This window comes from Paenibacillus sp. FSL H8-0261 (assembly GCF_045040645.1).
Lineage (GTDB): Bacteria > Bacillota > Bacilli > Paenibacillales > Paenibacillaceae > Paenibacillus_AQ.
Window position 1 is genome coordinate 3,290,812 of sequence record NZ_CP150297.1, and the last position, 13,527, is coordinate 3,304,338.

Genomic DNA, 13,527 nt, shown 5'->3' on the forward strand with positions numbered 1-13,527 from the left:
CACAAAATGCTCTAAAGGTTGTACTTAACGTTACTATTTTACTACATATGAAATGAATTTGAAAAAAATCAATCGTTTTTACGTTCAACTCCGTCTTACTTATAGATATATGAGGTGGATGCATCTTCCTAATATAAGAAAGAGGGGGTGGTGGAAGGTGGAAAACACAATGGATGAAGTCAGAATGGTAGATTTTGCTCAAATGGATGAAGAAGCTTTTTTTAGTCGTTTGTATGTGGAACATCGAAAAATGTACGCTATTGCCTACAGTTATCTGCGAACAGAGGCAGACACGCTGGAAGTGATCCAAGAAGCTTCATGCAGGGCATGGATGAAACGCAAAAAATTAAAGGATGAACAGTCCTTCACACCTTGGCTGATCCGAATAACGATTAATTGCTGCATGGATGAGCTACGGCGCAAAAAGCGTGTGATTGTAGCGGAAAAGATGGTGGAGGAAGCGGCACAGGAAATGAAGAGTAATGACCGAATTGACCTGGAGCGTGCGATGAATCGGATAAAACCTAAATACCGGCATGTCGTAACGCTGAAATACTACCATGACATGACCACTGTCGAAATTGCCAAAGTACTAAAAAGGCCAGAAGGTACGATTAAGACTTGGCTGCGCGAAGGACTCAAACAGCTTCGAAGTTATCTATAGCGATATTGGAGGTGAATGGAATGACAGAAAAAGAAGAACGTATTCTACGTAAGAACGTCGATGATATGCAACAGAATGTCGAAACAATACAGGAGATGAAAATCTACAACGCTATGAAAAAGGGAATTGTGGAAGGGAAGAAGCGAGAAAAACGACGCATCTATACTACAGGTATGGGCGTGGTTGCAGCTGCAGCGGTTGCGTTACTGTTTACATACTCAACAATCGGATTACCGAATAAGGGAGTGGCACAACCTTCAGTACAATCGGCAAGCACTAAAAACACGGATAATTTCAAAGCTTATCGCTCGTTCTCAAGGTTAGAGCCTGCGCTAGCCAGTGCTCTTGAGCAGAATCTCGTTGTGCCGGTCGGTCAAAGTGCGGAAAACAAGGGTTACCGAATAGATGTGACAGGTGCAGTTACAGATGGACGGAAGGTTTATGTTTTATACAGTGTTCAGAACAATACGGACGAAGTAGTTATACACGCAGATTTTGAGCTTCAATTTGAAGGGATACAGGAGTCGCCTCTTCACAAAGGCGCATCATTAAGTATGCTCGCTAGTGAGAGCCGAATTCAACCCGGACAGTCTATGGATTTTATATACTCCACTAATCTTTCATCATCGGTTAAATATCCAAAGAAAGTCAACTATAATATAATTCTTACCGAAACTTCAGATAAGGCTCTCCTATCCAGTAGTAATAAGTATCGGACTAGTCTAGATGTTGCTTTCGAGCTTGATCCTGACATGCTTAAAGCACAGGAACGTATGCTGGATACAGACGGAACACTGACAGTGGACGGGCAAAAGATTAGAGTGAATCAAGTGCAGTATACTCCGCTTAACACCTATGTGGATCTGGAATATAATCAGAATAATGATAAACAGATTTTCCAATTAATTAATCCAGTACTGATTAGTAAAAAAGGGGACACAGTTGAGAAGTTGTATTACCCCGATATCATCAATTCTGACAATTCTGAAGTCTATACGGACAACTCCATGTTCACGTTAGTGTTCAAGAATAGTAAGGGCAGCCCGCAGCCGGATTCTGTGAGGTTGAAAGCATTCGGAATTTCGGCTGTCGAAAAGGATCAAATGAAAATTGTCGTGGATCTTAACAAATATCAGCTTATTGAAGCGCCCGGAACTGGACTTGAGTTAGTCACGCCAAAGCAAGAGAATAACGTAGAGGAAGGAGAAATCCTCCTGAGACGTAATCTTGAGAATGCTCAATATTTAGAAGGCTCTACTAGACTTGCTGAGACTTTTACTGACGCAAAAGGGAAGGTATATAATAGAGCACCTTCCACAAGTAGCTTCAGCAGCTATACGACTTCTAAGGATGGCTCAGCCGTGAACGAGTTTGGATATAATTTTGGCACGGATGCGAAGAACTATCCTCAGCCATTAACGATTACGTTAGAGAGATATATAAATCCAATTATGGATACGCAGGCTGTGGAGCTGTACTCGATTAACCGTTGATATTTCATCAACGGTTTTTTTGTGTTCTCAGAGAATTCATTCTTTGAAATTTAAGAAATACTTAATATATACCGTACTTCTTTTTAAAAAGTTTTACCTATTCTAAGTACAGGAAGGAGGTTACTGAAAGAATGATAAACCCAATTATGAAGAAATGGCTCCGAAAGGATGTCTCAGCGGCAATAATGTTCCTGGCACCAAGCGGTATCGGATTCGCGATGTTTTACCTTATACCGTTTGTTATGGGAGTATTCTATTCTTTTATGGACAGCACGATAGAGGGCCACTTTGTAGGGTTTGATAATTACCGAGAGCTGCTAGATAGCGATTCTTTCCGTAAAGCAGCATCTAATACATTTTATTTTAGCGTGATAAGTGTTCCACTAATGCTTGTGCTCTCGTTAGGATTAGCGATGTTATTGAATAAAAATACATATTTTCGGAATTGGCTGAGGACTGGATACGTGTTGCCGCTTGTCGTACCTGTCGCCTCCATCATTCTGATCTGGCAGATGCTCTTCGATTGGAATGGCTCGCTTAACGCCTGGCTGAACAACTTCGGTATCGATCGTGTGGATTGGATGAAGACGGATGCAGCTAGAAATGTAATCATTGTTGTTTATTTATGGAAGAACATCGGTTATAACGTGATTTTATTCTTGGCGGGATTGCAGCAAATTCCAAAGGATTATTATGAAACGGCTCAAATTGAAGGTGCTGGACGATTACGGCAGTTTCGCAGTATTACGCTTGTCTATCTAACCTCTTCGATGTTTTTTGTAATCATCATGTCGATTATTAATTCATTCAAAGTGTTTCGAGAAACGTATTTAATCGCTGGTGATTATCCGCACGACAGCATTTACATGCTGCAGCATTATATGAACAATATGTTCATGTCGCTCGATGTTCAGAAGCTGACTGCCGCGGCGACCTTGATGTTTGGTTGTATTTTATTGATTGTGTTGGGATTGTTTGCATTTGAACGGAGGCATAGACAATTCATGGAATAGGGGTGAAAAGGTTGTGCCAGTTGTCAAAGTGTTGCGAAAAGGGGCATTAACACTCGTCATGGCTGTTATTGCAGTCTTGTTATTATTCCCGATTGTGATCACATTCACAAATTCGCTTATGACAGAGAAAGAAATTGAGATCAATTATGGACCTATCGGGCAGATGAATGAGGTGATTGAAGGGAGAGAAGATCCTTTTGTAAATTTAAAATTGCTGCCTGATCAAGTGTCCTTGGACCAGTACACTAAGGTTCTCCTAGACAACCCTAAATATCTGACGATGTTCTGGAACTCAGTATTCATGGTTGTGCCCATCATTGCAGGACAAACATTAGTAGCAGCACTCGCTGCCTATGCATTCTCGAAGCTGAAATTCCGGGGACGAGATCCTTTGTTTCTTATTTATGTCCTAACGATGCTTATGCCTTTCCAAGTGACGCTAGTACCGAACTATATTATGGCGGATAGGCTAGGAATATTAAATAGTTCATATGCAATTATATTGCCTGGAATTTTCGCAGCTTTTGGTGTGTTTATGCTCAGACAGTTCATGCTAGATATACCGTATGCGTATATCGAAGCAAGCAAAATGGATGGTGCTGGACATTTTCTGATTTTCTACAAGATTATAATTCCGATGATTAAACCTGGTCTGGCAGCACTAGTCATATTATTGTTCGTGGATTATTGGAATATGGTGGAGCAGCCGCTTATTTTTCTTGATGATCCGTTTAAACAGCCATTGTCAGTCTTTTTATCGAGGATCAATGAAGGCGAGCGAGGCATTGCTTTTGCTGCATCCATACTTTATATGGCTCCGATGGTGATGCTGTTTCTGTATGCGGAATCGTATTTTATTGAAGGCGTTCAATTGTCTGGTATCAAAGGTTGATTGGAGGAGAATGACGGGATATGGAGTTAGGTATAGAGCCGACTGATCGTAGACGTAAACGAAATATTCAAGTCGTCTTCATGGTTTTTATGGGATTATTGTTGTTCTTTACATTGTTCAGTAACACGATACAAACTTTGACCTTGCCGAAAGTTAGAACCGAAAAACCAACAAAGGGAAATCTTTTATTTACGATTGAAGGTAGTGGGATATTGCAGCCACTTGCTGAAGTTAAACTTTCGAGTACTTCCGGACTAAAGGTCGAACAAATTCTAGTGAAAGAAGGACAACGTGTAAAAAAGGGACAAAAACTTATTATCTATGAGAGCAAAACGGCTGAGCAAGAATTGAAAGATGAAATAACGAATTTAGAAAAGCAGAAAATTGATCAACAGAATAGGCAAGATCAGTACATCCAATCCGCGCTGGAGGAGGATGAATTCAAAATCAGAAATGCAAGACGTGATATCGAAAAAGGTAAATTAGATATCTTAGCTCAGGAAAATAAGATTAGTGGGCTAAAAAATCGTCTAACAACTGAAAAACAACTATTTTCTCCTTTCGATGGTCTGATTTCAAAACTAAATGCCGTCGAAGGGTTAGCTCCAATGGGAGAACCGGATGTAATTGTATCCAACAGTAGTCGGGGTTACAGATTGGATATTATTATGGATTCCGTGCATTTGTCCAGTTTAGGGATTTCTGCTGGAGAAAAGATAGAGGTTGAGGTTGATATGAATCATGGACAAGAAGCCCGGACCCTAAACGGCTCCATTGAAGAAGTTGCGAATTCAGAGTCACGTACTGATAGCCCCTCTAGTAATGAGTCCGGGAAGATTCAAACCATTCCTCAAAAGAATCTGAGAATAAAAGTCGTTGATCCAGAACTTAAAGGAGGTGAACAGGCTCGGATCAAAATCGAAAAACATTCACTCCAAGAAGGATTACTCCTTTCCAATGAAGCTATTCATGAGGATCGCGAAGGTTTGTTTGTCTATAAAGTTGACGAGCAGCGGGGGGCATTAGGCAATGTTTTTGTCGCTCAAAAAGTCCGTATTCACTCTAGTGAAAAGAACGAGAAAGAAACGATGATTCAATCGGATATTCTCTATGAGGAGGATTCAATTATTCTGGAAAGTAATGAACCTCTTGAAGACGGGAACCGAGTTCGACTGCAATAAGAAATCAAATAAACGAGCAAATAGGAGGAGGAAATCAAATGATTAAAAGATCTATTTTTGTACTATTAATGGGTGCTTTGATAATGACAACGGCATGTAATTCCGGAGGTAATGAGAAAGTGGAAAGTAAGGGGAAAACGACAACTGAAGAGGGGAAGACAATCTTAACTCTATCTCTAGCAGAATCGAGTGCATTCTATCAGGCGCTAGAGAAAAAGTTTGAAGCGAAATACCCGGATATCGACCTACAAATTAAGGCATATAAAGAAGAGGGAAACGAGTGGGGGGAGAATGGTTATGTAGAATATAAAAAAACAACGAATACAGCCCTACTCTCTGGAAAAGGTGCAGATATTTTTGATGTAAGCGCCTTTTCAATCAATGATTATGTGAGTAAAAAGTTGCTTGTGAACATGAATGATATATTTGAACACGATAAAACGGTAAATAAGAGCGATTTAGAAATGAATGTGTTGGACGCAATGAAGGTGAGCGACGGTCTATACTTCATTCCTACCGGGTTCGCTTTTAGAGCGTTCATAGGTGATGGAAATATGATTAAGAACTCAAATGTGAAGATTGACGATAAGAATTGGACTTGGAAAGAGTTTGGGGAGCAATCGAAGGAAATTATACAACAGGTTGGGAAGGACGCTAAAAACAAACTTTATGCCCTAACGGAGTACCCAGCGGAAATGACACTCCAAGAAATGGCTATTGATAATTATAATTTGTTTGTTGATAGTGAAGCGAAACAAGCGAAGTTCGACTCGCCTGATTTTGTGGAGCTGTTGGAACAAGTCAAGAAAATGTATAAAGAACAAGTTATGACTTCGGAGCCAGCGGAGATAGGTAATCAGCTTTTTAACTCCATCGTTATATGGTCACCAACAGACTTTATCGATGGTCCATATTCTTACTTTGAAAATCCGGTGTACCTTCAAAAGCCACATGCAGGTCAGACTGGTGGTATGAGAATCATTCCTTCATCATCGCTCGCCATACAAGCCAATACTCCGGTGAAAGAAGAAGCTTATAAGTTTATGACTTTCTTGTTATCTGAAGAAGCACAGTCCTTGCAAGATAGAGAAGGATTCTCTCTGCTCCAATCAGTGAACGATAAGAATTTAAACGATGTTCAGGAAAAGGTGAAAAGTGGAGCATATAAGCTTCCAACCGGAAAAGCGGCTAAGGTTTCTGATGAAGAATTTACTAAGTTTAAAGAAATCATTCATACGGTAGATCAATATGCGGAACTGGATACTAAAGTGCTTTCTATTATTGGAGAGGAGTCCTCATCATTCTTCAGTGGACAAAAATCTGCGGAAGATGTTGCAAAGCTGATCCAGAATCGAGTAGCAACCGTTCTAAACGAATAGAAGTATTGAACAGGATTTTGTATAAGGAGGGAGACTCATGCACAAACCACTAAAGACATACGCTGTAGTTCTGCTCAGTGCAATGATGTTAAGCCAACCTCTTGCAAACAGCATTTACGCAGCACCGACAAGTGCTTCAACTGCAGCGGTATTCACTCTTGACAAACTTGGGTCGATCGCTTTAAAAAACAATGTCAACGTGAAGCTAATAGATATGGATATTTTAGAGCAACCGAGCGGTAATATACTTATATACACACTTAGTTATAGCAATAGTAGTACCAATAGTGTAGCTCACGTAGATTATTTCTCAAGGGTTACTACAACTGGGGGGACAGTCATACAAGGTAAACCTGTCACGAGAGATGTTACTAAAAAAAATATTCCTTCAATGAGTAGTCAAATTGTAACTTACTACGTGAATATTGGAGAGTCTACAAAATTAAACGGCACCAAAGTGACCCTATTGAAGTGGGATTTCAGTAGCCAGGATTATCAGAAAAAGCTAGGCGAATTCGCCATTCCGGCAAGTTACTCAGTTGTCGTTCCTCAAGGCCAGAGCAAGAAGCTCACGCTGGATAATCTGCAAGTTGATATCAAAGCGGAAAGTATGCAAAGGCTTAAAAGGAATGGAAAAGTCTATATGAGAGTTGGCGTTAGTTACACGAATTTGGGTAAAAAAGTGCTAAGCAATTCTACTTATATTGCGTACCTGAGATCAGCTGGTGGTTCGGTGTTCGAACTTAAGCAGGAGGATGCTAGCAGCAGTTTCGATGTACAGTCCCAAGAAAAGAAGACGATTTATTATTTAACTGAAGTTCCTTCCTATATGAAGACTGAACATATGATCTTGCAATTTGCACAAGAAGATGAAGCTTTGAAAATAATGCTACCTGTTAAATCTTTTAAGCTTCCTTCAGTAACAACTTCTGACTTCGCTGTGGCTAATTATGCTGTGAAAAAGATTTCTATCAAGAATAACACGGTTGAAACACAATTGAAGAGTGCTTCCGTATATTCGGAAAATGACTTTGCGAAATGGAATCTTCAATTCCGCCTAAAGAATCTTGGGAATAAACCTGTCACGCTACCTGCATATGAGCTTACGGTTAAAGCTGCTGAAGGATTAAGTATTCCGGTAGATTCAAAAGCACTTGCGAATGTAATATTGAAACCACTTGAAGAAAAGATCGTCAGTCTCAGTGCGGATGTGCCATTAACACTTAATCAAGGTACGTTAAAGCTGGAGTGGACGGAACCCGCTGTTGATGACAAGGTTGTTTTTCCAACTGCGTTGTATAACATTCCGTATGCTCTAGAATATAATAATCTGATGGGACAAGAGTATATGGTCGAGAACAGGTACGGGAAGTTCATGGTGAAGCTTGGATCCTATCAGCGGTTGCCTTGGGATGATGGTGATCAAATCGTAACTAATATCAGCATCCGGAACACAGGCTTAACCTCAGTACAGCTACCTTCTTTAAAAGCTATAGTCAAAGCAGGAATGAGTGATCTGAGCAGTACAGCCCAGATCGTGACCACAAATTCGCAAACGTCACTAGCTCCTAATGAAGCAAAAGAGATATTTGTGATAGCGAAAGTGCCATATTCTTATAGCTTCAATCAGCTGAAAATTGTACTACAAGATACCTCTGGAGATGAAGTCACGAAGTTTCTCTCCATGTATTCAAACTCGCTAAATAATGTGATCCATACGATTGCTGCAGGTGAATCTCATCATATGAATTCGTTAGGCAAAAAAGCAGAAGTCCGTGAGCGTCGGACAACCACATATAATTCTATCAAATCTAATTTGATCTATACGGAACTGGAAATGATTAGCGAAGAACCACGCCAGTCGAAACAGGCACAGCTGGTAGCTTATTACAAAACACCTGATAACCAATTTTTCAACGCGATGGTTAGCCAATCGACAACGCCAACTAGCCCAAATGGTAAAAAATTGGTTACCATCTGGAGTAAGCTTCCCCAAGGTGTGGATACCTCTCAGCTTGTGCTATATATTGGAGAAGGGGTTGCTGACGGTAAGCTTACAGATCTAGGGGGGACATCCACTGGATTTATCAATAGTGTTAAATTAGCACTTACCCCTAAAGCAGTAATCTCACAGAATAATCTAATAAGTGTTGATCTATTCCCTTACAACCTTTCGGTTGCAAATGCAGTGGGTTACATTACTGAAGAAAGGGACACATTAGATATAGCTGTAAATTATAGCTTATCCGAACAAGAGGATTTTGAAGCAGGTGCCTATGAGCATAAGTTAGTCTTAGAGCTTATTGACCCTTACGGACAATCTATGGAGAAGACTTTGGTAATGGGGACTGATTTGCCAATGGGCAAAAATAAGTCATACACAACTTCATTTAATAGTAACCTTTACAATAAATTAAGGGGAGGAAGCTTCCGTATAAATTTATATGATGAATTTCAGGGTCATAGGATGTTGTTAGGGAGTCAGTCTTACCCGTTAAATTACGTTTCATCGGAACCGAGAACAACTAAAAACATTTACAATTAAAATTGTAGTGAGCTGGGTTAAGAACCAAGTCAAATGTGTTGGCATAATTGCCAGCACTTTTTTTTATTTCTCGCCTATACTTATGAACTTTTTATGGAAATTCCTTCAATGTATGTTCTTTACATTGACTGTTCTCAGTCTTTTCGTTAAGATTACCTCTGCGCTTCAATGCCAAAAAGCAAAAAAGCTTAAAAGTGCGGAAGCGATCGATCATTATTTTTATACCCAATACAATGTTAAGGAGCATTATTTTCATGGAACGACAGCTTAGTTTCTCAAAAAGCATGATCATCATCGTTTTTATTTTAGCACTTCTATTTGTATCCATCTTTCTATTGAAAGCGGAGCCGCATCTACCGCTTCTCGTAACTACAATAGGCACGGCCGTCTTACTAGGAATGTTTGGTTTCTCTTGGAAGAAGATCGAATCAGCAATTATTCAAGGGATACAAACGGCCATAATGCCAATTCTTATCCTCATGCTGATTGGAATTCTGATCGCTGTGTGGATGATGAGCGGTACAGTACCGTCGCTTTTATATTATGGTATGGATTATATTAATCCGAATTATTTTGCGGTGAGCGCATTATATGTCACGATCATCGTCTCGATGTTCACTGGAAGCTCCTTCACGACAGTAAGCACCATCGGCGTTGCTTTAATGGGAATTGCAGTAACTACGGGGATTTCCCCAACTTTGGCTGCTGGAGCAATTATCAGTGGGGCTTGTTTTGGTGATAAAATGTCGCCACTTTCCGATACAACGAATTTTGCACCTGCAGTAGCGGGTATATCCTTGTTTACACATATTCGTAATATGGCATACACTACGGTTCCGGCGCTTGTTATCACCACTCTCTTTTTTCTGTTCGCTCCAAAGGGGAATTCGATCGACTTATCCTCGATTAAAGACATTAAGCTTGCGTTACAAGATGGATTCCATATTCATTGGTTAACGCTGCTATCTCCGCTAGCTGTCATCGCTTGTTCGATCAAGCGGATACCGATCCTGCCTACGTTAGTTGTTGGTATTGTCAGTGGTCTTCTTGTGACGGCTTTGATTCAGCAGCAGACTGAAATCGATGTCTGGTTTAGTGTAATGCAGAGTGGATATAACAGTAATATCGCGAATGAAATGGTTGCTTCTATCGTTAACCGCGGAGGAATGCAATCGATGATGTGGTCTGTATCTCTAATCTTAATTGCCTTATCCTTAGGTGGTTTGATTCAGCATTGCGGTGTCATTGAGGCCTTTTTCCGTAAACTCATTCAACCACTCAAGCGTAAAAGCAGCATTGTACTGATGAGCGGAGCGTCATCCATAGCGGTAAATGGCATGACTGGTGAACAGTATCTTTCGATTCTTTTGCCAGGTCAAATGTTCAAAGACGAATATATTCACCGTGGCATTCCAGCAAAGACACTGTCCCGTACGCTAGAAGATTGCGGCACTCTCGTTAATCCATTGATTCCATGGGGTGTCAGTGGTGCCTTCTTCGCAGTGACTCTGGGTGTACCCGTGATAGAATATGCGCCTTATGCAACTTTCTTATGGTTAAGTCCATTCATCACGTTTGCTTACGCGTTGATCCCTAGATTACAAAGGAACTCATTGGGTAAAGATTAAGAAATCTCAAGATAATGGACACCTAATGCATTGATTCAACGTATATAAAGAATACTATGCGTTGAGTCAATGTGATCAAGCTAGTGATCTAAGCTTAAAAAGTGGTCAATTTATCGGAGGTAATAACAGTGAGTCGCAGTAAGTTACAGGATAGAATCAAATTAGCTAATGTCGAGACTAAGCACGCAGAACAATTTAATAATCTATTACGTTATGTATTTCAAGTGACCAATCGTGATCTGCAAATCTTTGGCTGGGAGAATCGTGAAATCACTCAGGCTAAGTTGCCAGTTCTTAAGTATGCTGATGTTGTAGGTTGGTTTGATGGAGACAAGCTCATCTCTCAGTTAGCCGTATACCCATTTCAGGTTAATATTTTTGGGCATATCTATGAGATGGGTGGATTAACGGGTGTTGGAACCTATCCCGAATATGCCAATTTAGGTTTAATGAATAAACTGATGCTTCATGCTTTAACTAAAATGCGGGATCGTAAACAATCGATATCTTATCTTTATCCATATTCAATCCCTTATTATAGAAGAAAAGGCTGGGAAATCATCACTGATAAAATCTCATTTGAAGTGCCGGATACACAGTTGCCAAAAATGAGAAATGTCCCAGGAAATGTGGAACGTGTATCCATTGAACATCCAGATATCAAAGTGATTTATGATCAGTTTGCCGTGCAGCATCATGGGGCGATGATTCGTAATGAGTTAGCTTGGGAAGAATATTTGCGGTGGGATTTAGATGATATGACGGTAGGTATTTATTACAATAACAACGATGAACCCATGGGGTACTTGTTGTATTGGGTCGCCGAAGAAATATTTTATATCAAAGAGATGGTATACATTGTTGAAGAGGCTCGAACGGGCTTGTGGAATTTTATTAGTGCGCACTTTTCAATGATTAAGCTGGTTAAAGGGGATATTTATAAAGGAGAACCGTTGTCATTCATATTAGATGATGGGGATATTAAAGAAACGATCGCTCCATACTTTATGGCACGGATTGTAGATGTCCGTTTATTTATCGAACAGTATCCTTTTAAACGGCAGGACAAAGACTGTGAGCTCATTTTTAACTTAAGCGATCCGATGCTGGAATGGAATCGAGGGACATTTTCACTAACTGTAGATAAAGAAGGGAAGGGGACCCTGCGAGAAGGGGGATTAAATCCTTCACTCACGATTGATATTCCTACCTTAACAACCATGTTAATGGGCTATAAGCGGCCAACCTACCTGGCTCGCATCGGACGTATTCAGACGGATGATGCCACGATTCATTTGCTGGAAGGACTGATTAGACCAGAGCATCCTTATTTCTCTGATTATTTTTAAAATATGTGAACCTTTGAAGCATACTCTAATGAGTGTGCTTTTTTGCTCTTTTTATAGTAGAATAATCTCTCAGCAACACAATATGATATGAGGTGTAAGAATGGCAATTAATTTTACTAAACCAATGATCACTAAATTACAACAAGAAATTACCGAGCTCGAAAACAAAATCAAGAGCACACAGAACAAAAAAGAAAAATCTAAATTCAAAATTAACCAATTAGAACAGGATATGAAATTTAGCAAGTCTCACACAGATTTGAGCAGTAAAATGTCGCGAATCAAAAAGCTGAATGATGAGATAAAAACCTTAAATCGTATGCAAGCTGATCTGTCAAAAGAATTAACCGCAAAGAAAAACTCGCTAAAGAAACTTCAAATGAACGAAACCGCACCTGTTACGAATGATCCTGCAAAAGGATAAATTGATTATAGTTTATAGCATAAACGCTTACCGTCCTTATAAGGACGCCGAAGGCGTTTATGCTTGTTTTATCGGCTCATCCGTTTCTCCTCGTAACAATGAAATCTCATGCTTATAGGGCGGGTTGACATATTTCTTTTCACCGATGGAGGGGGTCTCCAGGAGCTTGGGAATGGTTGTTAGCTGTGGATGGTGGACTACATATCGAAGCGCCTGAAGGCCGATATATCCATGTCCGATATTTTCGTGCCTGTCTTTTCGCGAGCCGATGATATTCTTTGAATCATTTACGTGAATGACCTTTAGGCGCTCTATTCCAATTATGCGATCAAATTGATCCAATATGCCATCAAAATCTTCCTTCACATTATAACCAGCATCGTGGATATGGCAAGTGTCCATACAAATAGACAGGCGCTCATTGTGCGTCACTCCATCAATAATAGCCGCAAGTTCCTCAAATGTAGTTCCGCATTCACTACCTTTTCCAGCCATGGTCTCTAATGAAACCTGAACATTTCGTTTATTGGCTAACACTTCGTTTAAACCTTCTACGATCCGAGAAATTCCGGCCTGTGGACCCGCACCAACATGGGACCCGGGATGCAGGACAATTTGTGTAGAGCCTAAAGCTTCCGTTCTAATAATCTCTGATTGAAGAAACTCAATACTATGTTCAAAGACCTGAGCGGATAGCGTATTCCCTAAGTTAACAATAAATGGAGCATGTACAACGATATTTGAAATGCCGTTATCTCTCATGTGAGCTTGTCCAGCTTCAATATTCAAAGCTTCAATGGGCTTACGGCGAGTATTATGAGGAGCTCCGGTATATATTAGGAAGGTGGTCGCTCCATAAGATGCTGCCTCTTCACTAGCTCGAAGGAGCATTTTTGGTCCAGTCATGGATACATGTGACCCTAGGAGTAAAGTCATCTGGTTCAACGCTTCCTTTCTTC

The 13,527-nt window shown here is 40.2% G+C and carries 11 protein-coding genes; 10 read left to right on the forward strand and 1 reads right to left on the reverse strand.

Going from position 1 to position 13,527, the window contains the following annotated elements:
- The first annotated feature begins 169 nt into the window (after nucleotides 1-169).
- The 10 genes from MHI27_RS14745 (at nucleotide 170) to MHI27_RS14790 (ending at nucleotide 12,568) form a co-directional block, all read left to right on the forward strand.
- Nucleotides 170-664 (forward strand): sigma-70 family RNA polymerase sigma factor, encoded by a 495-nt coding sequence (locus MHI27_RS14745; RefSeq protein ID WP_341054752.1) that lies wholly within the window; start codon nucleotides 170-172, stop codon nucleotides 662-664.
- Between the two features lie 20 nt (nucleotides 665-684).
- A complete protein-coding gene (locus MHI27_RS14750; protein ID WP_405176603.1) occupies nucleotides 685-2,157 on the forward strand; it encodes a DUF4179 domain-containing protein in 1,473 nt (490 codons plus the stop codon).
- 146 nt (nucleotides 2,158-2,303) lie between these two features.
- Complete coding sequence (locus MHI27_RS14755; protein ID WP_042193877.1) at nucleotides 2,304-3,170, forward strand: carbohydrate ABC transporter permease; 867 nt, start codon at nucleotides 2,304-2,306, stop codon at nucleotides 3,168-3,170.
- Nucleotides 3,171-3,228: 58 nt separating this feature from the next.
- Nucleotides 3,229-4,062, forward strand: a complete 834-nt coding sequence (locus MHI27_RS14760) for a carbohydrate ABC transporter permease (RefSeq protein ID WP_179086678.1) — start codon at nucleotides 3,229-3,231, stop codon at nucleotides 4,060-4,062.
- 20 nt (nucleotides 4,063-4,082) lie between these two features.
- A complete protein-coding gene (locus MHI27_RS14765) occupies nucleotides 4,083-5,243 on the forward strand; it encodes an efflux RND transporter periplasmic adaptor subunit (protein WP_405176604.1) in 1,161 nt (386 codons plus the stop codon).
- 38 nt (nucleotides 5,244-5,281) lie between these two features.
- Nucleotides 5,282-6,622 (forward strand): ABC transporter substrate-binding protein, encoded by a 1,341-nt coding sequence (locus MHI27_RS14770; RefSeq protein ID WP_405176605.1) that lies wholly within the window; start codon nucleotides 5,282-5,284, stop codon nucleotides 6,620-6,622.
- A gap of 37 nt (nucleotides 6,623-6,659) precedes the next feature.
- On the forward strand, nucleotides 6,660-9,167 hold the full coding sequence (locus MHI27_RS14775) for a hypothetical protein (RefSeq protein WP_405176606.1): 2,508 nt from the start codon (nucleotides 6,660-6,662) through the stop codon (nucleotides 9,165-9,167).
- 254 nt (nucleotides 9,168-9,421) lie between these two features.
- Nucleotides 9,422-10,795 carry a Na+/H+ antiporter NhaC gene (nhaC, locus tag MHI27_RS14780; RefSeq protein WP_405176607.1) on the forward strand — a complete coding sequence of 458 codons (1,374 nt, stop codon included), beginning with the start codon at nucleotides 9,422-9,424 and terminating at the stop codon, nucleotides 10,793-10,795.
- Between the two features lie 128 nt (nucleotides 10,796-10,923).
- Complete coding sequence (gene eis / locus MHI27_RS14785; RefSeq protein ID WP_339271215.1) at nucleotides 10,924-12,144, forward strand: GNAT family N-acetyltransferase; 1,221 nt, start codon at nucleotides 10,924-10,926, stop codon at nucleotides 12,142-12,144.
- A 100-nt stretch (nucleotides 12,145-12,244) separates the two neighbouring features.
- A complete protein-coding gene (locus MHI27_RS14790; RefSeq protein ID WP_076299024.1) occupies nucleotides 12,245-12,568 on the forward strand; it encodes a hypothetical protein in 324 nt (107 codons plus the stop codon).
- 57 nt (nucleotides 12,569-12,625) lie between these two features.
- Here MHI27_RS14790 and MHI27_RS14795 read toward each other — a convergent pair whose 3' ends face one another.
- Nucleotides 12,626-13,504, reverse strand: coding sequence for a deoxyribonuclease IV (locus tag MHI27_RS14795; RefSeq protein ID WP_405176608.1), 879 nt, complete (start codon nucleotides 13,502-13,504; stop codon nucleotides 12,626-12,628).
- Between the last annotated feature and the right edge of the window lie 23 nt (nucleotides 13,505-13,527).

Coding starts and splice junctions, on each gene's coding strand:
- MHI27_RS14765 (WP_405176604.1), top strand. CDS start 4,083: ATGGAGTTAGGTATAGAGCCGACTGATCGTAGACGTAAACGAAATATT.
- nhaC (WP_405176607.1), top strand. CDS start 9,422: ATGGAACGACAGCTTAGTTTCTCAAAAAGCATGATCATCATCGTTTTT.
- MHI27_RS14745 (WP_341054752.1), top strand. CDS start 170: ATGGATGAAGTCAGAATGGTAGATTTTGCTCAAATGGATGAAGAAGCT.
- MHI27_RS14760 (WP_179086678.1), top strand. CDS start 3,229: ATGGCTGTTATTGCAGTCTTGTTATTATTCCCGATTGTGATCACATTC.
- MHI27_RS14795 (WP_405176608.1), bottom strand. CDS start 13,504: ATGACTTTACTCCTAGGGTCACATGTATCCATGACTGGACCAAAAATG.
- MHI27_RS14770 (WP_405176605.1), top strand. CDS start 5,282: ATGATTAAAAGATCTATTTTTGTACTATTAATGGGTGCTTTGATAATG.
- MHI27_RS14755 (WP_042193877.1), top strand. CDS start 2,304: ATGAAGAAATGGCTCCGAAAGGATGTCTCAGCGGCAATAATGTTCCTG.
- MHI27_RS14775 (WP_405176606.1), top strand. CDS start 6,660: ATGCACAAACCACTAAAGACATACGCTGTAGTTCTGCTCAGTGCAATG.
- MHI27_RS14790 (WP_076299024.1), top strand. CDS start 12,245: ATGGCAATTAATTTTACTAAACCAATGATCACTAAATTACAACAAGAA.
- MHI27_RS14750 (WP_405176603.1), top strand. CDS start 685: ATGACAGAAAAAGAAGAACGTATTCTACGTAAGAACGTCGATGATATG.